Origin of the sequence: Paracoccus sp. N5, assembly GCF_000371965.1 — a bacterium.
Lineage (GTDB): Bacteria > Pseudomonadota > Alphaproteobacteria > Rhodobacterales > Rhodobacteraceae > Paracoccus.
The window spans coordinates 2,365,031-2,386,865 of record NZ_AQUO01000001.1; the positions used below are offsets into that span (position 1 = coordinate 2,365,031).

The window sequence follows — 21,835 nt, forward strand, 5'->3', positions numbered from 1 at the left end:
GCGCGGCGCGAGGGCCGCGCCCTTTCAGTTCTCGCGGAAGGCGCGGATGAAATAGTCGCTGAGCGGCTTGACCAGATAGGCCATCGGGCTGCGCTCGCCGGTCTGGATATAGACCTCGGCCGGCATGCCGGGGATCAGCTCCAGCCCCTTGAGCTTTGCCGCCTGCTCGGGCGGGATCGTCACCTCGGCGCGGTAATAGGGCACGCGGGTGGTCTGGTCGACCAGCGTATCGGGCGAGACCCGGCTGAGCACGCCGTCGATTTCCGGCGTGGTGCGCGAGGAGAAGGACGAGAAGCGCAGCACCACCTGCTGGCCCGGGTGCACCTCGTCGATGTTGATCGGCGCGACATGGGCAGCGACGACCAGTGGCCGGTCCTGCGGGATGATATAGAGGATGGGATCGGCGGCGCGGATCACCGCGCGCGGCGTCGTCACCTGCAATTCCTGCACCACGCCGCCGACCGGGGCGCGGATTTCCAGCCGCGCGATCTGTTCGACCAGGCCGCGGCGGCGCTCGGCCAGCTCGAGCTCGCGATAGCCGAGGTCGCGCAGCTCGGTCTCGGCCGCCTCGCGGTGGGTGGCGGTCTTTTCCAGCCGCGACAGGTCGATTTCCGACAGTTGCGTCACGGCGCGGGCGCGGGTGGCGATGGTTTCGCCCAGAAGCCCGTCGAGCCGCGCCGCCTCGCGTTCCAGCGCCAGCACGCGCGGCGCCTGTGCCAGGCCCTTTTCCAGCAGCGAGCGCTGGTCGCGCAATTCCTGGGCGATGAAGTCGCGCTGCTTTTGCAGCGCCTGGGATTGCGCGTCGATGCCGCCGATCTGCGACTGCACCTGTTCGGACTGCTTGGCGAGCTGGCCCAGCGACTGGTCGAGCGTGTCGAGCCGGGCCCGGAACAGGCTTTCCTGGCCCTGCATCAGCGCCTTGAGCTCGGGGCGGTCGGCGACCGTGCTGACCAGTTCCTCGGGGAAGGTGATCTGCTCGAGGTCGGCGCGCTCGGCCTCGAGCCGGCCGCGGCGGGCGAGGATCTCGAAATACTGGCCCTCGACAATGGCGAGTTCGGTGTCGAGCAGCGTGCCGTCGAGCCGGATCAGCACCTGGCCCGCGCTGACCTTTTCGCCGTCATGGATCAGGATCTCGGCCACGACGCCGCCGTCCGGGTGCTGGACGACCTGGCGGCGCTGCTCGACCTCGACCTGGCCGGCTGCGACCACGGCGCCGGCGATGCGCGCGCTCCAGGCCCAGAGGCCGAAGCCGCCGAACAGCAGCAGGAGCGTGACCATGCCCAGGATCACCGGGCCGCGCGCCGACCATTCCGGGCGCCGGGGCGGCGCGGGCGGCTGCGGCGCCGGCATCTCGGCGCGGCGGGCGCGGAAATGCGGCGGCGCGGCGGGCGCCGGGTCGCCGGGGCTGCGCTTTTCGACCGGGGCGCGGCCGGTTTCCTGCGGGTCGGTCATGTCACGCCTCCGCCCTGGCCCTGGGCCCGCACGATCTGGTCGGCATTCTTGACCAGCGACTTCAGCACCTCGTCGCGCGGCCCGAAGGCGCGGCGCAGGCCCTGGTCCAGCACCAGCAGCAATTCGCATTCGGTGATCGCGGCCGGGCGGTGCGCCATGATGATGACGGCGCCGCCGCGCGCCTTGATGTTGCGTATGGCGAGGTTCAGCGCCGCCGAGCCTTCGTTGTCGAGGTTCGAGTTCGGCTCGTCCAGCACGAAGATCGCCGGCTCGGCGTAAAGCGCGCGCGCCAGGCCGATGCGCTGGATCTGCCCGCCCGAGAGCCGGCCGCCGGTCTGGCTGACCCTGGTGTCATAGCCCTGCGGCAGGTCGAGGATCATGCGATGCGCGGCGGCTGCCGTCGCCGCCGCGACCACGCGCTGCGGGTCGGGCTGCGGCGAGAGCCGGGCGATGTTTTCCGCGATGGTGCCGTCGAACAGCGTCACCTGCTGCGGCAGATAGCCGATCAGCCCGCCCAGCACGTCGGGGTCGTATTGGTCGAGCGTCGCCCCCGCCAGCCGGACCTGTCCGCCGGCGATGGGCCAGGCGCTGATCAGCGCGCGGGCCAGCGTGGTCTTGCCGGCGCCCGAGGGGCCGATCACCCCCAGCGCCTGGCCGGGATTCAGGTCGAAACTGACGCCGCGCAGCGTGGCTGTGCCTTGGCCCGGCGGCACCACGGTCAGGTTGCGCACCTCGAGCTGGGCATCGGGCCGGGGCAGGGGGGTGCGGGCCACGGCGGGCGGGCGGCGCGACAGAAGCTCGGCCAGCCGGGCCCAGCCGTCCTGCGCGCGCTGCACGATGGACCAGCCGCCCACGACCTGCTCGATCGGCGAGAGCGCGCGGCCCATCAGGATGGACGAGGCGATCATCGCGCCCGGAGTCACCTCTTGCCGCAGCACCAGCCAGGCGCCGGCGGCCAGCAGGGCGCTTTGCAGGAACAGCCGGAAGGTGCGGGAAAACACGGTGAAGCCGGTGGCGCGGTCGTTGCCGCGCATCGTCGCCTCGGTGGCGCGGTCGCGCGCCTCCTGCCAGCGGGTGAAGGCGGCGGCGCGCATGCCGAGCGAGCCGATCAGCTCGCCCTCGTCGCGGTAGAGGTCGGACATGCGCTCGGCCGACTGGCTGGCGATGGCGGCCTGTTGCAGCGATTCGCGGCTGAGCCACTGGTTCAGCACGGTGGCGACCACCAGGATCAGCAGCCCCGCCGTGGCGACGGCGCCGAGCAGCGGGTGGAAGACGAAGACCGCCGCCAGGAAGAACGGCGCCCAGGGCAGGTCGAAGAGCGCCATCAGCACCGGCGAGCCGATCAGGCGCTGCACCGCCTCGAGGTCGCGCATGCCGCCGCGCACCACCAGGTCCGAGCCGGCGGCCTGGCCGTCCTGCAAGGCGGCGGTGAAGACCCGGCCCTCCATCCGTTCCTGGAAGCGGGCGGCGACGCGGGCCATGATGCGGTTGCGGGCAAGGTCGAGCACGCCCATCAGCGTGAAGAGGAACACCACCAGCAGGAACAGCGCCGTCAGCGTCTCGACCGAGCGCGAGGCCAGCACGCGGTCATAGACCTGCATCATGAACAGCGGCCCGGTCAGCATCAGCATGTTCACGGCAAAGGAAAACAGCCCGACGAAGGCATAGAGCTGCCAGGCGCGGCCGCGCGCCTTGCCGAGCTCCTGTCGGCCGTCATGTCGCATCGGCGGCGAAGCCATGCCGGTTCCTTTCCTGATCGTCCGGCCGGGGTTGCCCGGCGTTGTCGCTGCGCTTATCCCAACTCTACGCATCAGAACAGATCGTATTCCCGATGCGCGGGAATCGGCCTGACGCCCAAGGACTAGCAACGGAAGGTTAGCAAAAGATTGAGCCCCTGGATCCTTCTTGCCGCAAGCCTGGGCCTGGCCGCCTGTTCCGCAGCGCAGCCCTCGGGGCAGATCGCCGATCCGCTGGAGCCGGTGAACCGCCGGGTGCATGCGTTCAACAAGGGCGTCGATAGGCATCTGGTCAAGCGGGTCAGCGGCGGCACCTCGGGCGGGGGCACCGGCCAGGCCGTTCAGGCGGTTGGGAATTTCGGTTCGAACCTGGCGCTGCCGGGCAAGGCGGTGAACCATCTGCTGCAGGGCAAGCCGGCGCCGGCGGTGCGCACGACCTTCCGCTTCCTGGTGAATTCGACCCTGGGGCTCGCGGGCTTCCTCGACCCCGCCGGCGAGGATTTCGCCCTGCCCGAGGAGGATACGGACTTCGGCCAGACGCTGGCGGTCTGGGGGGTGGGCGAGGGCGCCTATCTGGAGCTGCCGCTGATCGGGCCGTCCAGCGCCCGCGACGCGGCCGGCCGTGTTGTCGACATCGTGATCGACCCGATGCGCGGCTGGCTCAACCGCGACCAGTATCTGATCGGCATGGGCGCGCGGGTGGTCTCAAAAGCCGGTGAGCGGGGGCGTTTCAGCGATTCCGTCGATAGCGTCCTTTATGAAAGTGCCGATAGTTACGCCCAGACGCGGCTGATCTGGTCGCAGCACCGCCGCCATGAACTGGGAGAGGAAGGAGAGGCCATTGACCCTTATGCCGAATGAGACCCGCCGCGGATTCCTGGGGCTGATCGGGGCCGGGCTTGCCGTGGCCGCGACGCCGGCCTGGGCGCTGGACACGGGAGAGGCCAAGGCGCTGATCCAGAAGTCGCTGGACGAGGTCTATGCCGTCATCAACTCGGGCCGGCCGCCGGCGCAGATGTATCGCGAATTCGAGGCGATCTTCGCGCGCTATGCCGATGTGGAGATCATCGCCCGCTCGGCGCTCGGCCCCGCGGCCCGGCAGGCCGCGCCGGCCGAATTCGCCGCCTACAAGCAGGCGTTCCAGGGCTATATCGGCCGCAAATACGGCAAGCGCTTCCGCGAGTTCATCGGCTCGAAGATCGAAGTCACCGGAGCAAGACCGGTCAAATCCTTCTTCGCCGTGACCTCGACCGCCTATCTCAAGGGCCGCAGCCCGATGGAGGTGGAATGGCACGTCTCGGACAAGTCCGGGAAAAGCCGCTATTTCAACATCATCATCGAGGGGGTGAACATGCTCGCCTCGGAGCGGGCCGAGATCGGCGCGCTGCTGGCGCGGCGCAAGGGCGACCTGGCCGGGCTGACCGCCGACCTGCAACGGGCGGGCTGAACCGGGGCGCCGCGCAAGCCGCTTCTTTGCTCTGCAAATACCCCACCGCAACGGTGCAACCCGCACCGACCGCGCCGGTGAGACCAAAGGCCGGCCCCATCGAGGCCGGCCTTTTCGTCATTGCTGATAGACGCCGTCGATGCCGCGCAGGGCCTGGGTCAGCGGATCGTCGGGCGGCAGGTCGTCGGCCGGCATCTCGGCCTCGGGGCCGCTGGTCACGGTCTCGGCCGGGAAGGTCGGCGGGCCGCCGGGCTGCTGGTTGCCGGGATCGGGCAGGACGCGGCCGCCGGCCTGGTCCTGCGGCGCCGTCCCGGGCGCGGCCTGGCCCTGCGGCTGCGGCTGGCCTAGGGCCTCGGACAGCGCGGCGGCCAGCGGATCGGCGCCGCCGGCATCGTCGGAGCTGACCACCTGCGGCACGGCGCCGTTCGGGTCGAAGGCGAAATTGCCCAGCGGCTCGACCGGCAACCCGTCGTGGATCTCGGTCATCACCGCCTGCCAGATCTCGGCCGGCAAGCCGCCGCCGGTCACGCCCTTCAGCGGCTTGTTGTCGTCATAGCCCATCCAGACCCCGGTGACATATTGCCCGGTGAAGCCGATGAACCAGGCGTCGCGATAGCTCGAGGTGGTGCCGGTCTTGCCCGCCGCCGGACGGCCCTTCAGCCGGGCGCGGGTGCCGGTGCCATGTTCGATCACCTGCTGCATCATGCCGATCAGCTCGCCCGCCGCCTTCTGCGAGATCACGCGCTGGCCCATGCCGCCGGCCTGGCCGATCAGCGCCTGGTCGTCGCCCTTGATGCGCAGCTCCTGCAAGCCATAGGGCGCGACGGCGGTGCCGCCGTTGCGGATGCCGGCATAGGCGGCGGTCATGTTCAAAAGCGTCGCATCCGACACGCCGAGGCCCAGCGACGGCCCCGAGGCCAGCTCGTCCGAGACGCCGAAGTCGCGCGCCACCCGGCGCACCGCGTCGCGGCCGGCAATTTCCTGCAGCCGGATCGTCGCGGTGTTCAGCGATTGCGCCAGCGCCCGGGTCAGCGTCACCTCGCCGGAATAGCGCCGGGTATAGTTCTGCGGCGACCACGGCCCCGAGCCGCGCACGTTGATGGTCAGGGGCGCGTCCAGCACCATGTCGTTCGGGCCATAGCCCTGGTCCAGCGCCGCGGCATAGACGAAGGGCTTGAAGCTGGAGCCGGTCTGGCGCTTGGCCTGCGTCGCGCGGTTGAAGGTGCCGGCGACGGTATTGTCGCGCCCGCCGATCATCGCCCGCACCGCGCCGTCGGGCGACATCACCACCACCGCCGCCTGCGCCTTGGAGCCCTTGGAGATCTTTTCGTCGAAGACCCGCTGCAAGGCGCGTTCGGCCGCGCGCTGCACGCGCTGGTCGAAGGTGGTCTTGATGGTCACGTCCTCGGTCGTCTCGCTGGTCAGGAAGCCGGGGCCCGATTCCATCACCCAATCGGCGAAATAGCCGCCCGCCCGCGCCGCCGCCGCCTTGGACAGCACCGCCGGATGCGCCTTGGCATCGGCATATTGCGCATCGTCCAGGAAGCGCTGCTCGTGCATCAGCCCCAGGATCACCGAGGCGCGGTCCTGCGCCCGTTGCAGGTTCGAGGTCGGCGCGAAATAGCTGGGCGCCTTCAGCAGGCCCGCCAGCATCGCCGCCTCGGGCGCGGTCACCTCCGCCGCCGACTTGTCGAAATAGCGCTGCGCCGCCGCCTCGAAGCCGCGCGCGCCGGCGCCCAGATACGAGCGGTTCATGTAGATGTTGAGGATGTCCTCTTTCGAATATTTCGCCTCCATGGCGATGGCATAGGGGACTTCCTTGACCTTGCGCCAGATCGAGGACTTGCGGCATTCGGCCTCGAACTCGGCCTCGGATTTCCAGCGGATCGGGTCGAAGGTATCGCCCAGGCACAAGAGTTTTGCCACCTGCTGGGTGATGGTCGAGCCGCCGTTGCCCTCCAGCGGGCCGCGGCCGGCAGCCATGTTGATCTTGATCGCCGAGGCGACGCCGCGCGGCGAGACGCCGAAATGCTGGTAGAATCGCTTGTCCTCGGTCGCGACCACGGCGTTCTTCAGCACCGGGGCGATCTTGTCGGCGCTGACCATGCCGAAAGTTTCGCCACGCCAGGCGAAGGTGCGCCCCTCGCTGTCCAGCATGGTGACCGAACCGCGGGCACGGCCGTCGAACAGCGCCGAAGCCTCGGGCAGGGTGGTGTAGAAATAGAAGGTCGCGGCGGCGAGAATCAGCGCAACCGTCAGCCCGAGCCGCCAGAACGAGCCCCAGACCACCCGCCAGACCAGGGTGACGAAGCCGGCGATTCCCCGGGTCACGACATTGCCGCGGCGCGGCCGGCGCGGCGGCCTGCCGCCCGATGCGGGCCGCTGTTTTTGCTGTTTCTGAGGGGCTTGGTCGAAATTCCGCTTGTCCGCGGTGATGCGGCCCTTGCCGGTCGGTGTCTTCATGCCTGTTATCCTGCCCGGCCGAGTCCTCCGGCCATTTGGCGCGGACCATACAGGAAAGCCCCGGGGTTGAGAACCGCGATGACCGATCAGTGAACTGCCGCGAGCACGCGCAAACCCCGGCAGGACTGCGCAAAATCCGGGCAGAGCCGTGCCGGCGCCGGCGGGAAGCTGCACAAACCTTGTGCCGGGGCCGGGGGGCTGCGCCTTCTGGCCGGGACGGAACTGCCGCGATGCAGAAAGAAGGTGCAGCAAGATGATGAGACCCTCCGCGATCAAACCCATGATCCCGGCGCTTGCCCTGACCGGGCTGGCCTGGCCCGCCCTGGCGCAGGACGCCGCCGCCCCCGTGGTGGCGGAGACCATCGCGCCCATCGTCGACAAGGGCGACACCACCTGGATGATGGTCTCGGCCATCCTGGTGATGATGATGACCGTGCCGGGGCTGGCGCTGTTCTACGGCGGGCTGGTGCGGTCGAAGAACATGCTCTCGGTGCTGATGCAGGTCTTTACCGTCTTCTGCGTCATGTCGCTGCTCTGGGTCTGCTTCGGCTATTCGCTGGCCTTCACCGGCGCCGGCTCGGCCGAGGAGGCGGGCGCGCTGACCCCCTTCATCGGCGGGCTGTCGAAGGCCTTCCTGGCCGGCGTCGATACCGCGTCGCTGGCCGAGACCTTCACCCAGAACGTCTTCGTGCCGGAATATGTCTTCGTCATCTTCCAGATGGCCTTTGCCTGCATCGCGCCGGCGCTGATCGTCGGCGCCACGGTCGAGCGGATGAAATTCTCGGCCATCCTGATGTTCGTGGCGATCTGGTTCTTCTTCAGCTACCTGCCCATGGCGCATATGGTCTGGTGGTGGGGCGGCCCCTCGGCCTATGACGCGCCGGCGGGCTTCCTGTTCGGCCACGGCGACCTGGACTTCGCCGGCGGCACGGTCATCCACATCAACGCCGGCGTCGCGGGCCTGGTCGCGGCCATCGTCGTCGGCCCGCGCCTGGGCTATGGCAAGGAGCTGATGGCGCCGCACAACCTGCCCTTTACCCTGCTGGGCGGCTGCCTGCTGTGGATCGGCTGGTTCGGCTTCAACGCCGGCTCGAACATGGAGGCCACCGGCACCGCCGCGCTGGCGATCCTGAACACCACCGTTGCCACCGCCGCCGCCGGGCTGGCCTGGGCCTTTGGCGAGTGGATCTTCCGCGGCCACCCGTCGCTTCTGGGCGGGGTCTCGGGCGCCATCGCCGGCCTGGTCGGCATCACCCCGGCCGCCGGTTTCGTCGGCCCGATGGGCGCCATCGTCATCGGCCTGGCGGCGGGCTTCCTGTGCATGTGGTTCGTGATCAGCCTGAAGGCCAAGCTGGGCATCGACGAAAGCCTGGACGTCTTCGGCATCCACGGCGTGGGCGGCATCGTCGGCGCCATCCTGACCGGCGTCTTCGCGGCGCCGTCGCTGGGCGGCTCGGGCGTGTTCGACTATGCCAGCGGCGCGGTCGCCCCGGATTACAGCATCGCCGGCCAGGTCACGACGCAGCTGCTGGGCGTGGTCGTCGCGGTGGTCTGGTCGGCCGTGGTGTCCTTCGTCGCGCTGATGATCGTCAAGGCGGTGATCGGGCTGCGCGTGCCGGCGAATGACGAGCGGCAGGGCCTGGACGTCACCACCCATGGCGAGAATGCCTATAACAGTTGATGGCCGTTCAAGGCGCAGCGAAAAGCCCTGCGGAAGCGGGGCTTTTTTCATGTTCCGAAGGGGTTAGGACAGGCGCGAGACGACGAAATCCGCCAGGTCCGACAGGATGGCGCGCAAGGGCCGGTCGGGCGCCGCCGCCAGCGCCGCCTTGGCGCGGCCGGCCCAGGCGATCGCATCCGCGCGCGCCGCTGTCAGCGCGCCGCGCCGGTTCAGGATCTCCAGCGCGGTTTCCAGGTCGCCCTCCTGCTGGTCGCCCTTGGCGATGGTGCGCTCCCAGAAGGCGCGCTCGGTGGCGTCGGCTGCCGCGATGGCCTTGATGACCGGCAGGGTCAGCTTGCGCTCGCGGAAATCGTCGCCGACATTCTTGCCGATGGTGCTGGTCGAGCCGCCATAGTCCAGCAGGTCGTCCACGATCTGGAAGGCGATCCCCAGCGCGTCGCCGTAATCGAACAGCGCCTGCTGCACCGCCGGATCGGCGCCCGAGACTACCGCCCCGGCCTCGGTCGCGGCGGAAAACAGCGCCGCGGTCTTGCCGCGCACGATCTGGATATAGGTGTCTTCCGAGGTCGCGATGTCCTGCGCGGCGGTCAGTTGCAGCACTTCGCCCTCGGCGATGGTGGCGCTGGCATTGGCCAGGATGCGCATGACCTGCATGCTGCCGGTGTCGGCCATCAGCTGGAAGCTGCGCGCGAACAGATAGTCGCCGACCAGCACCGAGGACTTGTTGTCCCACAAGAGGTTCGCCGTCGGCCTTCCGCGCCGCTGCCGGCTTTCGTCCACCACGTCGTCATGCAGGAGCGTCGCGGTATGGATGAACTCGACCGCCGCCGCCAGCAGGATGTGGCTCTCGCCCTGATAACCGCAAAGCCGGGACGCGGCCAGCACCAGCATCGGCCGCAGCCGCTTGCCGCCGGCCTCGACCAGATGCGCGGTCACCTCGGGGATGCGGGGCGCGTGCCGGCTGGCCATGCGCTCGCGGATCAGCGCGTTCACCCGGTCCATGTCGCCGGCGAGTTCCGCCGACAGCCGGTCGAGCGGCTTCGAGACGTTTTCCTTCATGCCCATCTGCAACCCCTTTCGCCGGGAAGCCATTGCCATGCCATGGACACAGGCGCAACAGCCGCGTAACTTTTCGGCCATCATGAAAGAGCTTCTGCGCACCACCGACCCGCTGCTGATCACCCGGGTCGCCGACCTGCTGGCCGCCGAGGGCATCGTCTCGTTTCCGCTGGACCAGCACATGAGCGTGCTGGAAGGCTCGCTGGGCATCCTGCCGCGGCGGCTGATGGTGGCGGATCGCGACCTGTTCATGGCGCGCGCCATCCTGCGCGACAACCGCATCCATCATGAATGACATGCGCGAGGACGGCTTCCTGGGCGGCCGCTTGCGATTCGCCCAGCCGGCGCGCGGCTATCGCGCCGGGGCGGATGCGGTGATGCTGGCCGCGGCCTGCCCGGCCCGGCCGGGGCAGGCGGTGCTGGAGCTGGGCTGCGGGGCAGGGGTGGCGCTGCTGTGCCTGGGCGCGCGGGTGCCCGGGCTGCGGCTGAGCGGGCTGGAGTTGCAGCCCGATTACGCGGCGCTGGCGCGGCGGAATGCGGCCGCGAACGGGCTCGTGGCCGAGATCCACCAGGGCGACCTGGCGCAGATGCCGGCGGCGCTGCGGGCGCAGGGCTTCGACCATGTCATCGCCAACCCGCCCTATTTCCTGGCCGGCCCGGTCGCGCCCGAGACGGGGCGCGGCACCGCCCGGCACGAGGCGACGCCGCTGCCCGACTGGATCGCCGCCGGGCTGCGCCGGCTGCGCCCGGGCGGGTGGCTGACGCTGATCCAGCGCGCCGACCGGCTGGCCGGGATTCTGGCGGCGCTGGCACCCGGCGCGGGGGCGATCACGATTCTGCCAGTCGCGGCCCGGACGGGGGCGCCGGCGGGGCGGGTGATCCTGACCGCCCGCAAGGGCGCGCGCGCGCCGCTGCGCCTGCTAAGCCCCTTCGTGATGCACGCAAAACCGTCACATTCCGGCGACGCCGAGGACCTGACGCCGCTTGCCCAGGCGGTGCTGCGGCATGGCGCCGCGCTCAACCTGGGGGATAGGTGATTTTCGGTGACAATGTGACGAATCTGTGCTGCAATCCGATGGTTCGATCAATCCAAGAGGAGGACGGAATGTCGGTTGAATCCCATGTCCAGGAGCTTCGCCGCAAACACCAGTCGCTTTCAAACGCCATCGAGGCTGCGCATCGCAGCCCGGCGACGGATGACCTCGCCATCGCGCAGATGAAAAAGGAAAAACTTCGCCTCAAGGAAGAGATCACGCGCCTGTCGCACTAGCTGCGACGGGGTGGGCCCGGCCCACCCAGGGCTTTGAGCCATGAACGGAAAACGGCCCGCGATCATCGCGGGCCGTTGCCGTTTCCGGGACCAGTTCAGACGAAGAACTGGCCGCCGTTCGCAGTGATGGTCGAGCCGGTGATGAAGCCCGCGTCGTCCGAGGCCAGGAACACCACGCAGCGCGCGATCTCCTCGGGCTCGCCCAGGCGGCCGACGGGGATCTGGGGGATGATGCGTTCGTTCAGCACCTTCTCGTCGATGGCGCGCACCATTTCGGTGCCGATATAGCCCGGGCAGATCGCGTTCACGGTGATGCCGGCGCGCGCGCCCTCTTGCGCCAGGGCCTTGGTGAAGCCCAGGTCGCCCGCCTTGGCCGCGGAATAGTTCGCCTGGCCGGCCTGGCCCTTCTGGCCGTTGATCGAGCTGATGTTGACGATGCGGCCGAACTTGCGGTCGCGCATCCCGGTCCAGACCGGGTGGGTCATGTTGAACAGCCCGGTCAGGTTGGTGTCGATGACCTCTTTCCACTGCTGGGCGGTCATCTTGTGGAACATCGCGTCCCGGGTGATGCCGGCATTGTTGACCAGCACCGCGATCGGACCCAGCTCCTCCTCGACCTGTTTGATGCCGGCGGCGCAGGCGTCGTAATCGGCGACCGACCATTTATAGGTCTTGATGCCGGTTTCCTCGGTAAAGGCGCGGGCGGCGTCGTCATTGCCGGCATAGTTGGCGGCAACGGTATAGCCCGCGTCCTTCAAGGCCTTCGAGATCGCCGCGCCGATACCGCGCGAACCGCCGGTCACAAGAGCCACTTTTGCCATTTCTTCCCCCTTTTAAAATGGTCGTGAAATTGTGTTACCGAACGAGGTCGATGCGCGCAAGATCATTGCGCGCACCTTTTTCGGCTCAGCGCTCGACGCAGAGCGCCACGCCCATGCCGCCGCCGATGCAGAGTGTCGCCAGGCCCTTCTTGGCATCGCGGCGCTGCATCTCGAACAAGAGCGTGTTCAGGATGCGCGCGCCCGAGGCGCCGATCGGGTGGCCGATGGCGATGGCGCCGCCGTTCACGTTGACGATGGCCGGATCCCAGCCCATGTCGCGGTTGACGGCGATGGCCTGGGCGGCAAAGGCCTCGTTCGCCTCGACCAGGTCCAGGTCGCCGACCGACCAGCCGGCGCGCTCCAGCGCCCGGCGGCTGGCTGGGATCGGGCCGGTGCCCATGATCTGCGGATCGACGCCCGCGGTTGCATAGGAGGCGATGCGCGCCAGCGGCGTCAGGCCGCGGCGGCTGGCCTCGTCCTCGGTCATCACCAGCACGGCGGCGGCGCCGTCGTTCAGGCCCGAGGCATTGCCGGCGGTCACGGTGCCTTCCTTGCTGAAGGCGGGGCGCAGCTTCTCCATCGCCTCCAGCGTGGCGCCGTGGCGGATGTATTCGTCGGCATCGACCGTGGTGTCGCCCTTGCGGGTCTTGATCGTCACCGGCACGATTTCATCGGCGAACTTGCCGGCCTTCTGCGCGGCTTCGGCCTTGTTCTGCGAGGCGACGGCGAACTCGTCCTGCTCGGCCCGGGTGATGCCCCATTTCGTCGCCACGTTCTCGGCCGTGGTGCCCATGTGATAGTCGTGGAAGGCGTCCCACAGCCCGTCCTTGATCATGGTGTCGAGCAGCTTCATGTCGCCCATCTTCTGCCCGGCGCGGATATAGCCGGCATGGGGCGAGAGCGACATGGATTCCTGGCCGCCCGCCGCGACCACGGTGGCGTCGCCCAGAAGCACCTGCTGCGCCGCCAGCGCGACCGAGCGCAGGCCCGAGCCGCAGACCTGGTTCAGCACCCAGGCGGCCGAGCCCTGCGGATAGCCGGCCTTGATATGCGCCTGGCGGCCGGGGTTCTGGCCCTGGCCGGCGGTCAGCACCTGGCCGAGGATGGTTTCGGACACTTCGGCGGGGTCGATGCCGGCCCGCTCGACGATGGCCTTCAGGACGATTGCGCCGAGTTCATGCGCCGGCAGGTTTGCATAGGACCCGAGGAAACTGCCCACGGGGGTGCGGGCGGCGGATACGATTACGGCTTTTGTCATGACAGGCTCCTTCCCTGATGCCCGAAAAGATCGGTAACAGGGAAACTGTTTGCCGTTTCGTTCCGTGGCGTCAAGCGGACTTACCGGAAGGGCGGCCGGGTCGGATCGGAGAAAGTGCCGCCTTGCGCATCGCGCGGCGGCGCCGGGGCCGGCGGCGCGCCGCCCTGCAACCGGCGGCGTGCTGCGCCTTTGCCCGGCGCCGCGTCGCCCCGAGACCTTCGGCTCGGCCGGTCGCATGCCGAAGCGCGCTTGTGGTTGCGCATGCGGTGCCGGTTGCGCCGTGATCGCCATGCGTGCGTCCGGGGGATGCGCCAGCTCCCAGCCATGGAGCGTGACGTGATCTGCCCTTCATCCTGTTGGAGATGAGGGATCGGGCTGTCGGCTCGCTCCGGAGAAGACTCAGCATTTTTGTGCCCGGCGCGCCGTTCGTCCGCCGGCCAGCCGACCGAGACCACGGCCCCCATTCGCGCCCGCGCGGGCCCGCATTTTCCACCCGAGCACGGTCAAACCCCTCCAGCGACGCCACCATTCGCGCGCCCGCGGTCGACTTGGCCGCGAATTCGAAGGGGATCAGCCGGGCCCGCGCTCCCGCGCGCGGGCGTGGCGGTCGATCCTGAAATTTGCGGTTGCGCCGGGCCCGCGCGCGCGCCTGAACCCCAGATCGGTCGCGCTCACGGAATAGTCCGCCGGGCCCGCGTGCGCGCGCCCGTGGTCGACATATGCGCAGCGCCGCAACGGAAGCCTCAAGCGTCCGCTCCCGCGCGCGCCCGCGGTCGACGTTCTTCTGTTTGTCCTCGATGTGTGCCCGCCACCATTCGCGCGGCCGCGGTTAAGTGCCTGCCTGAGCGCAAGGCACGACACACGCCACCATTCGCGCGCCTGCGCGCGCGGACACCTAGCCCCAGGCTATGCTGAACCGTGGCAGCCACCAGTCGCGCCCCCGCCCGAGCTCCGTGTGCCGCAGCACCTGTTCCGATAGGGCGCTTCTCTGCGGGCAGAGTCCCACCGATGCCATGCCCCAGGAACAGCACACATGATCTCGGGCCCGCAATGTCGGGCCCGCACGCAGGGCGATGCTCGCCGTCCGGGCACCGAGCTTGCGAAACGGGCCGGGGCCAGTCATGCGGAACGAGCCCCCCGCTGCCTAGCTGCGCCGCGCGGCCGAGTTCGGGGATTTCCACGGCGGCACGATGGTCGGCGCACCGAAGTAATAGCCCTGCAGGCAGTCGATGCCCATGTCGATCAGGAAGGCGGCGTCATCCGCCGTCTCGACCGATTCCGCCACCGTGAACATATCGAAATGATGGGCGATGGATTGCAGCGCCCGGGTCAGCACCTGGTTGTCGCGCTGGCCGGCGATCTCGCGGATGAACTGGCCGTCGATCTTGATCATGTCGAAGCAGAAGTCGCGCAGATAGCGGAACGAGGTATAGCCCGCGCCGAAATCGTCCAGCGCGAAGCTGACCCCGTGCGATTGCAACTCCTGCATGAAACGGCCGACCAGTTCCGGCAGGCCCATGGCCGAGCTTTCGGTGATCTCCAGGATCAGCCTTTCGCCGATGCGGTCATCTTCGGCGAGGCCCGCGCGCAGGGTGCGCAGCCAGGCCGGATAGCCGATCGAGCGCGCCGACATATTGATCGACAGCCGCAGCGAGGGTTCCTCGGCCAGGGATTTCAGGCCCAGGGACAGCGACAGGCAGTCGATCTGGCGCCCGAGTTCGGTGGTTTCGGCCAGCGGCATGAAATCGCGCAGGGGCACGATGCGGCCGGTTTCGTCGATGATCCGGATCAGCCCCTCGTGAAAGGCCGCGTGTTTCGGGCGATCCGCCTGCACGACGGGCTGATAGGCCAGCACCGCATCCCCGCGCGAGACCGCGCGCCGCACCGCGGCCATGGTCACGCGCGCCTGCTGGTCGACCGCGAAATCCAGCGGGGAACCCAAATCCGGTTGCGAATCAATGTTGTCGGTCATGCCAAGACTCCTGTCATCGGCGGAAGTCTGGCGATCATCTCCTAAGATCGCGTAAACTCGAGCTGCTTTCTCGACTCAAGGTTAACGGAGCCCTGCCTGCCATGACCGAACGCTGCGCCTGGTGCGGGACCGATCCGCTTTATGTCGCCTATCACGACGAGGAATGGGGCGTGCCCGAGCGCGATCCGCGCGCGTTGTGGGAAAAGCTGGTGCTGGACGGGTTCCAGGCCGGGCTCAGCTGGATCACCATCCTGCGCAAGCGCGACGCCTTCCGCGAGACCTTCGAAGGCTTCGACCCCGAGCGCGTCGCCCGCTGGGGCGCGCCGCAGATCGAATCGGCGCTGAAAAACCCCGGCATCATCCGCCATCGCGGCAAGATCGAGGCGACGGTCAAGGGCGCGCGGATCTTCCTCGACATCGAATCGGCCGAGGGTTTCACGCCCTTCATCTGGTCCTTCACCGGCGGCCGCACCATCCAGAACGCCTTTGCCAGCATGGCCGAGGTTCCGGCCAGGACGCCCGAATCCGAAACCATGGCCAAGGCCTTGAAAAAGCGCGGTTTCAACTTCTGCGGTCCGGTGATCACCTATGCCTTCATGCAGGCCTGCGGGCTGGTCAACGACCACATGACCAGCTGTCCCTGTCACGCAAGGGTCAAGGCGCTGTCGCCTGCCTGACCAGCTCGCGGGCGGTGTCCGAGGCCCAGTCGGCGCCGCCCATCAGCCGGGCGATCTCGTCGCCGTCGCGGTCGATCAGCACCGTCACCGGCATGCCCATCACCCCCATCTCGCGCGCCAGCGCCTGGCGCGGATCCAGCCGCACCGGCAGGTTGGTGACCCCGGCCTCGGCCAGGAACTTGGTGATCGCCGGCGCCGGGTTGTGACCCGAGGCGATGGCCACGACCTGGAAATCCTCGCCGCCCATCTGGGCCTGCAGGGCATCGAGCGAGGGCATCTCCTCGCGGCAGGGCGCGCACCAGGTCGCCCAGAAGTTCAAGAGCACCACCTTGCCCTTGTAATCCGCCAGCGCATGGGTGCCGCCCTCGGGGTCGGTGAATTCGGTCGCCGGCACCGGGGTCGGGTCGGTCCGTTGCAGCTTGGCCAGCCCGCCGTCATGCGCGGCCTGCCAGTCGATCTCGCCCGCCCATCCGGCGTTTGCACCAAGGACAAGCGCCGTATAAAGAACCAGCCAACGCATTCCACCCCCCGAAGGACAATCCATGACCGAGCAGCCCTCCACCGCCAACCAGATGTGGGGCGGACGTTTCGCCGCAGGCCCGGACGCGATCATGGAGGCGATCAACGCCTCGATCGGCTTCGACCAGCGGCTCTATGCCCAGGACATCCGGGGCAGCCGCGCCCATGCGGCGATGCTGGCCGCGCAGGGCATCATCAGCACTAGCGATGCCGAGGCGATCGGGGAAGGGCTTCTCACGGTCTTGTCAGAGATCGAGGCGGGGAATTTCCCGTTCTCGACCGCGCTGGAAGACATCCACATGAATGTGGAATCGCGGCTGAAAGAGGTCATCGGCGAGCCGGCGGGGCGGCTGCACACGGCGCGCAGCCGCAACGACCAGGTGGCGACCGATTTCCGGCTGTGGGTGCGCGACCAATGCGACGCGGCGATCCAGGGGCTGGACGCGCTGATCCGCGCCGCCTTGTCGCAGGCGGAAAAGGGCGCGGATTGGGTGATGCCGGGCTTTACCCATCTGCAAACCGCGCAGCCGGTGACCTGGGGCCATCACATGATGGCCTATGTCGAGATGTTCGGCCGCGACCTGTCGCGTTTCCAGGACGCGCGCAAGCGGATGAACGAATCGCCGCTGGGCGCCGCCGCGCTGGCCGGCACCGGCTTTCCCATCGACCGCGAGGCGACGGCCAAGGCGCTGGGCTTCGAGCGGCCGATGGCCAACAGCCTCGATGCGGTCAGCGACCGGGATTTCGCGCTGGAATACCTGTCCTCGGCGGCGATCTGCGCCGTCCACCTGTCGCGGCTGGCGGAAGAGCTGGTGATCTGGTCCTCGGCCCAGTTCCGCTTCGTCACCATGTCGGACCGCTTCTCGACCGGCTCCTCGATCATGCCGCAGAAGAAGAACCCCGATGCGGCCGAGCTGATCCGGGCCAAGATCGGCCGCATCCTTGGCGCCGCCGTGGCGCTGTTCGTGGTGATGAAGGGCCTGCCCTTGGCCTATTCCAAGGACATGCAGGAGGACAAGGAGCAGGTCTTCGACGCGAGCGACAACCTGATGCTGGCCCTGGCGGCGATGGAGGGCATGCTGTCGGACCTGACCGCGAACCGCGAGCGGCTGGAGGCGGCGGCGGGCTCGGGCTTTTCCACCGCCACCGATCTGGCCGACTGGCTGGTGCGCGAGGCCGGGCTGCCGTTCCGCGACGCCCATCATGCCACCGGCGCGCTGGTCGCCATGGCCGAGAAATCGGGCGTGGACCTGCCGGACCTGACGCTGGAGCAGATGCAATCGGTCAATCCGGCGATCACCGCCGCTGTCTACGACGTGCTCGGCGTGCATAATTCGGTCGCCTCGCGCATGTCCTATGGCGGCACGGCGCCGGCACAGGTCCGGGCCCAGATCGCCCGCTGGAAGGAGAAGCTGGCATGACGCATTCCATCCTGATCGCCGCGCTGGCGCTGATGCTGGCGACGCTGGCCGCCTGCGGCGTCGACGGCGCCCCCACTCGTCCCGAACCGTCCGCGCCCGGCCTGCAGGTCAGCGGCGAGGCGCGGATCGGCGTGATTTCAGACCTTTAGGCCGGGATCTTCATGGATCACTTCAATTATGTCGGTGGTGAGCTGCATGCCGAGGAGGTGCCGCTGTCGCGCATCGCGGCCGAGGTCGGCACGCCGGTCTATGTCTATTCCACCGCGACCCTGACCCGGCATTTCAACCTGTTCCGGCAGGCGCTGGACTGGACCGATCACCTGGTCTGCTTTGCCGTCAAGTCGAACTCGAACCTGGCGGTGCTGAAGCTCTTGGGCGACCTGGGCGCGGGGATGGATATCGTCTCGGCCGGGGAATATGCCCGCGCCAGGGCGGCGGGCGTGCCGGGCAGCCGCATCGTGTTTTCCGGCGTCGGCAAGACCGCGGCCGAGATGCGCATGGCGCTGGAGGGCGGCATCCGCCAGTTCAACGTCGAATCCGAGCCGGAGCTGGAGCTGCTGTCGCAGGTAGCCTCGTCCCTGGGGGTGGTGGCGCCCATCGCCGTGCGGGTGAACCCGGACGTGGATGCCAGGACGCATGAGAAGATCGCCACCGGCAAGTCGGAAAACAAGTTCGGCATTCCGATCGCCAAGGCGCGCGCGGTCTATGCCCTGGCGGCGGCCCTGCCGGGGATCGAGGTCGTCGGCATCGACATGCATATCGGCAGCCAGCTGACCGACCTCGAGCCCTATCGGCTGGCCTATGCCAAGATGGCCGATCTGACCCGGGCGTTGCGCGCGGACGGGCACGACATCCGGCGGCTGGACATGGGCGGCGGCCTGGGCATCCCTTACCGGCGCGACAACAACGCCCCGCCCCTGCCCATCGAATACGGCCAGGTGATCCGCGATGCGGTGGGGGATCTGGGCTGCGAGATCGAGATCGAGCCGGGGCGCAACATCTCGGGCAATGCCGGGATCCTGCTCTCCTCGGTGATCTATCTGAAAGAGGGCGAGGGGCGGGATTTCCTGATCCTCGACGCCGCCATGAACGACCTGATCCGCCCGGCGATGTATGCCGCGCATCACGACATCGTCCCGGTCATCGAACCGGCGCCGGGGGCCGAGGTCGCAGCCTTCGACGTGGTCGGCCCGGTCTGCGAGACCGGCGACACCTTCGAGAAGGCGGTGGAGCTGCCGGCGCTGGGGCCGGGCGACCTGGTGGCGCTGCGCTCGGCCGGGGCCTATGGCGCGGTGATGGCCTCGGAATACAACTCGCGGCCGCTGGTGCCCGAGGTTCTGGTCCGCGGCGATCAATTCGCCGTCATTCGGCCGCGACCGACGCTTGAGGAAATGCTGGGACGCGATACCATCCCGGAATGGCTTTGACCCTGCATCCCGGCGGTTCCCTTGGTGCCGGGGGTTTCACACCCCCGGACCCCCGTGGGATATTTGTCCAAGAAAGAACGAGGGCCTCCAGTGGCCCGGCCTGAGCCCCCTCGCATCCGGCGTGCCGTCGGGCTGACCCGGGCCGGCATGTGGTGGGAGGCGCTGGCCGGCGCCTTCTGGCCGCTGGCGGTGCTGGCGGCGCTGGTGCTGGCGGCGCTGGCCTTTGGCCTGGCCGAACTGCTGTCGCCGCGCGGGCTGCTGGTGGGGCTTGGCGTCTCGGCGCTGGCCGTGGTTCTGGCGGCGGGCTGGGGGCTGCGGCGGTTCCGGCGCCCCTCGGCCGAGGCGGCACGGCTGCGGGTGGACCGGCTGCTGCCGGGGCGGCCGCTATCGGCCCTGCGCGACCGGGTGGCGGTGGGCGAGGGCGATGCCGGGTCGGCGGCGCTGTGGCAGGCGCATCTGGCGCGGATGCAGGCCGAAGCCACGGCCGCGCGCGCCGTGGTGCCGGATGCGCGGCTGCGCTGGCGCGATCCGGTCGGATTGCGGCTGGTCGCGCTGGTCGCGCTGGTCATGGCGCTGGTCTTTGCGCCGCCCGGGCAGCTGGGCCAGGGGCTGGCGGCGCTGGGGGCGAGTTTCCGCCCGACGCCCGAGGCGCGCCCCGGCGTCGCGGGCGGGCCCGCCTGGGAGGGCTGGGCCGAGCCCCCGGCCTATACCCGGCGGCCGACGCTTTACCTGAACGCCCTGCCCGAGGGCCAGGTGCTGGAACTGCCCAAGGGCAGCAAGCTGAGCTTCCGGCTTTACGGCGAGGGCGCCTCGGTCACGCAGGACATCGGCACGGCGGTCGCGGGCGGCGAGCCCTCGGCGCCCGGCTTCATGGCCGAGCATGACGGCGTGATCGCGGTCGCGGATCGCCGGTTCGAGGTCACCGTCCTGCCCGATGCCGCGCCGGTGGTGGCGCCGGGCAAGGTGCCGGAGCGCCGCGCCGACGGCAGGCTGGTGCAGGAATTCACCGCCAGCGACGACAATGGCGTCGCCGGCGGCGAGGCGCTGATCGCGCTGGACCTTTCTGCCGTGGATCGCCGTTACGGCCTCGCCGCCGAACCCGAGCCGCGCGAGGATGTCGTGGTCGAGCTGCCGCTGCCGGCCAGCGGCTCGCGCCAGCAGATCCGCGGCCGGCTCAGCGCCGATCTGTCGCGCCATCCCTGGGCCAACCTGCCGGTCATCGTCACCCTGCGGGTCGAGGACGGCATCGGCCAGCAGGGCGTCTCGGCACCCTTGCGCATGGTGCTGCCGGGGCGGCGCTTCTTCGACCCGCTGGCGGCGGCGCTGATCGAGACGCGCCGCGACCTTCTGTGGTCGCGCGGCAATGCCCGTGAGGCCGCGCGGATGCTGCGCGCCGCCAGCTGGCAGCCCGAGGGCTTCATGGAGGAGGATCTCTACAAGGGCCTGCGCGGTTCCATCGCCACGCTGGAAGCCGGGCCCCTGACCGAAGAGGCGCGGGGCAAGCTGGCGCAGGCCCTGTGGGATGCCGCCGTGGCGCTGGAGGATGGCGGGCTGGCCGATGCGCTGGAGCGGATGCGCCAGGCGCAGGAGCGGCTTTCCGAGGCGATCCGCAACGGTGCCAGCCCCGACGAGGTGCAGCGCCTGATGGATGAGCTGAAGGAAGCCACCGACCAGTATCTCGACATGCTGGCGCAGCAGCAGGGCGAGGATCCGGCCGAGCGTTTCGACCGTTCGCCGCAGCAGGACCGCCAGCAGATCAGCGGCGACCAGATCCAGCAGATGATGGACGAGATCCAGCGCCTGATGAACGAGGGCCGCATGGCCGAGGCGCAGGAGCTGCTGGAGCAGTTCAACCGCATGATGCAGAACCTGAAGGTGACGACCGCGCAGGACGGCTCGGGCGTGCGGCAGCGGCCGATGGACCGGCTGGCCCAGACCCTGCGCGACCAGCAGAAGCTGGCCGACGAGGCCATGCGCGGCATGCAGGACCAATACGGCCAGTGGCAGCCCGGCCAGCCCGAACAGGGCCAGAGCGGCGAGGGCCAGGAGGGCGAGCAGCAAGGCGCCGGGCAGGGCCAGAGCCTGGCCGACCGCCAGCGCGGGTTGCGCGAGGACCTGGGCCAGCAGCGCGGCCTGCTGCCCGGTCGCGGCACGCCGCAGGGCGATGCGGCGCGGCGCCAGCTCGACGAGGCCGGCCGCGCCATGGAGGAGGCCGAGCAGGCGCTGCGCGACGGCGATGCCGCCGGCGCCATGGAGCGGCAGGCCCAGGCCATCCAGTCCATGCGCGAGGGCATGCGGGCGCTGGGCGAGATGACGGCGCAGAACCAGCAAGGCCAGGAGGGCGCGCCGCAGCAGGGCGGCCAGGAGGGCGGGCCCGAGGGGCCCTCGGGCGAGACGCGCGGCCAGCGCGGTCTGGCGCAGCCCTATGACCGCCAGCCGCAGACCGATCCGCTGGGCCGGGCGCTTTCGGGCGACGGCAGCGCCATTGCCAGCGGCGATCCGCTGGCCGAGGGGCCCGACCCCTCGCGCAAGGCGCGCGAGTTGCAGGACGAGATCCGCCGCCGCTCGGGCGAGCGCGAGCGGCCGCGGGACGAGCGCGACTACCTGGGCCGGTTGCTGGAGAACTTCTGAG

19 protein-coding genes are annotated in these 21,835 nt (G+C 69.3%); 11 read left to right on the forward strand and 8 right to left on the reverse strand.

Annotated features, from left to right (window positions below; translation table 11 throughout):
* Positions 1 to 24 precede the first annotated feature (24 nt).
* Both PARN5_RS0111975 and PARN5_RS0111980 read right to left on the reverse strand, forming a co-directional pair.
* Positions 25 to 1,452, reverse strand: coding sequence for an HlyD family type I secretion periplasmic adaptor subunit (locus PARN5_RS0111975; RefSeq protein ID WP_018000012.1), 1,428 nt, complete (start codon positions 1,450 to 1,452; stop codon positions 25 to 27).
* Positions 1,449 to 3,191, reverse strand: a complete 1,743-nt coding sequence (locus PARN5_RS0111980; protein ID WP_018000013.1) for a type I secretion system permease/ATPase — start codon at positions 3,189 to 3,191, stop codon at positions 1,449 to 1,451. Before PARN5_RS0111980 ends, PARN5_RS0111975 begins: the two co-directional genes overlap by 4 nt.
* Before the next feature lie 147 nt (positions 3,192 to 3,338).
* Here PARN5_RS0111980 and PARN5_RS0111985 point away from each other — a divergent pair, with 147 nt between their 5' ends.
* Both PARN5_RS0111985 and PARN5_RS0111990 read left to right on the forward strand, forming a co-directional pair.
* Complete coding sequence (locus PARN5_RS0111985) at positions 3,339 to 4,049, forward strand: VacJ family lipoprotein (RefSeq protein ID WP_018000014.1); 711 nt, start codon at positions 3,339 to 3,341, stop codon at positions 4,047 to 4,049.
* A complete protein-coding gene (locus tag PARN5_RS0111990; RefSeq protein ID WP_018000015.1) occupies positions 4,039 to 4,635 on the forward strand; it encodes an ABC transporter substrate-binding protein in 597 nt (198 codons plus the stop codon). The genes PARN5_RS0111985 and PARN5_RS0111990 overlap by 11 nt, the downstream gene beginning before the upstream one ends.
* A gap of 117 nt (positions 4,636 to 4,752) precedes the next feature.
* On the opposite strand, the gene PARN5_RS0111995 is transcribed toward PARN5_RS0111990, so the two are convergent.
* On the reverse strand, positions 4,753 to 7,098 hold the full coding sequence (locus PARN5_RS0111995) for a transglycosylase domain-containing protein (protein ID WP_018000016.1): 2,346 nt from the start codon (positions 7,096 to 7,098) through the stop codon (positions 4,753 to 4,755).
* Positions 7,099 to 7,351: 253 nt separating this feature from the next.
* Between PARN5_RS0111995 and PARN5_RS0112000 the strand changes: the two genes are divergently transcribed.
* Positions 7,352 to 8,779: an ammonium transporter gene (locus tag PARN5_RS0112000; protein ID WP_026155375.1), complete on the forward strand. Its 1,428-nt coding sequence runs from the start codon at positions 7,352 to 7,354 to the stop codon at positions 8,777 to 8,779.
* A 63-nt stretch (positions 8,780 to 8,842) separates the two neighbouring features.
* On the opposite strand, the gene PARN5_RS0112005 is transcribed toward PARN5_RS0112000, so the two are convergent.
* Entirely contained in the window at positions 8,843 to 9,844 is a 1,002-nt protein-coding gene (locus PARN5_RS0112005) for a polyprenyl synthetase family protein (RefSeq protein WP_018000018.1), read from the reverse strand.
* A gap of 76 nt (positions 9,845 to 9,920) precedes the next feature.
* Here PARN5_RS0112005 and PARN5_RS0112010 point away from each other — a divergent pair, with 76 nt between their 5' ends.
* The 3 genes from PARN5_RS0112010 (at position 9,921) to PARN5_RS23500 (ending at position 11,108) form a co-directional block, all read left to right on the forward strand.
* The gene (locus PARN5_RS0112010; RefSeq protein WP_018000019.1) at positions 9,921 to 10,133 is read left to right on the forward strand and encodes a DUF2007 domain-containing protein; all 213 of its coding nucleotides are present in this window, start codon (positions 9,921 to 9,923) and stop codon (positions 10,131 to 10,133) included.
* The gene (locus PARN5_RS0112015; protein WP_026155376.1) at positions 10,126 to 10,875 is read left to right on the forward strand and encodes a methyltransferase domain-containing protein; all 750 of its coding nucleotides are present in this window, start codon (positions 10,126 to 10,128) and stop codon (positions 10,873 to 10,875) included. Before PARN5_RS0112010 ends, PARN5_RS0112015 begins: the two co-directional genes overlap by 8 nt.
* A gap of 68 nt (positions 10,876 to 10,943) precedes the next feature.
* Positions 10,944 to 11,108 (forward strand): YdcH family protein, encoded by a 165-nt coding sequence (locus PARN5_RS23500; protein WP_018000021.1) that lies wholly within the window; start codon positions 10,944 to 10,946, stop codon positions 11,106 to 11,108.
* A gap of 95 nt (positions 11,109 to 11,203) precedes the next feature.
* Here PARN5_RS23500 and PARN5_RS0112025 read toward each other — a convergent pair whose 3' ends face one another.
* The 3 genes from PARN5_RS0112025 to PARN5_RS0112040 form a co-directional block, all read right to left on the reverse strand.
* Positions 11,204 to 11,929, reverse strand: a complete 726-nt coding sequence (locus PARN5_RS0112025; RefSeq protein WP_026155377.1) for a beta-ketoacyl-ACP reductase — start codon at positions 11,927 to 11,929, stop codon at positions 11,204 to 11,206.
* An 85-nt stretch (positions 11,930 to 12,014) separates the two neighbouring features.
* Positions 12,015 to 13,187 carry an acetyl-CoA C-acetyltransferase gene (locus tag PARN5_RS0112030; protein ID WP_026155378.1) on the reverse strand — a complete coding sequence of 391 codons (1,173 nt, stop codon included), beginning with the start codon at positions 13,185 to 13,187 and terminating at the stop codon, positions 12,015 to 12,017.
* A 1,144-nt stretch (positions 13,188 to 14,331) separates the two neighbouring features.
* Positions 14,332 to 15,159 (reverse strand): EAL domain-containing protein, encoded by an 828-nt coding sequence (locus tag PARN5_RS0112040; protein WP_018000025.1) that lies wholly within the window; start codon positions 15,157 to 15,159, stop codon positions 14,332 to 14,334.
* Between the two features lie 101 nt (positions 15,160 to 15,260).
* On the opposite strand from PARN5_RS0112040, the gene PARN5_RS0112045 reads away from it, so the two are divergent.
* Positions 15,261 to 15,836 carry a DNA-3-methyladenine glycosylase I gene (locus tag PARN5_RS0112045; RefSeq protein WP_018000026.1) on the forward strand — a complete coding sequence of 192 codons (576 nt, stop codon included), beginning with the start codon at positions 15,261 to 15,263 and terminating at the stop codon, positions 15,834 to 15,836.
* On the opposite strand, the gene PARN5_RS0112050 is transcribed toward PARN5_RS0112045, so the two are convergent.
* On the reverse strand, positions 15,814 to 16,356 hold the full coding sequence (locus PARN5_RS0112050) for a TlpA disulfide reductase family protein (RefSeq protein WP_018000027.1): 543 nt from the start codon (positions 16,354 to 16,356) through the stop codon (positions 15,814 to 15,816). The two genes, PARN5_RS0112045 and PARN5_RS0112050, sit on opposite strands and share 23 nt — an antisense overlap.
* 22 nt (positions 16,357 to 16,378) lie before the next feature.
* Between PARN5_RS0112050 and argH the strand changes: the two genes are divergently transcribed.
* The 4 genes from argH to PARN5_RS0112070 all read left to right on the forward strand — a co-directional run bounded on the left by argH (position 16,379) and on the right by PARN5_RS0112070 (position 21,834).
* Entirely contained in the window at positions 16,379 to 17,776 is a 1,398-nt protein-coding gene (gene argH, locus PARN5_RS0112055; protein ID WP_018000028.1) for an argininosuccinate lyase, read from the forward strand.
* Positions 17,773 to 17,925: a hypothetical protein gene (locus PARN5_RS24570; RefSeq protein WP_018000029.1), complete on the forward strand. Its 153-nt coding sequence runs from the start codon at positions 17,773 to 17,775 to the stop codon at positions 17,923 to 17,925. The genes argH and PARN5_RS24570 overlap by 4 nt, the downstream gene beginning before the upstream one ends.
* A 12-nt stretch (positions 17,926 to 17,937) precedes the next feature.
* A complete protein-coding gene (gene lysA, locus PARN5_RS0112065) occupies positions 17,938 to 19,203 on the forward strand; it encodes a diaminopimelate decarboxylase (RefSeq protein WP_018000030.1) in 1,266 nt (421 codons plus the stop codon).
* Between the two features lie 90 nt (positions 19,204 to 19,293).
* Positions 19,294 to 21,834 (forward strand): DUF4175 domain-containing protein, encoded by a 2,541-nt coding sequence (locus PARN5_RS0112070; protein WP_026155380.1) that lies wholly within the window; start codon positions 19,294 to 19,296, stop codon positions 21,832 to 21,834.
* The last annotated feature ends 1 nt before the right edge of the window (position 21,835 follow it).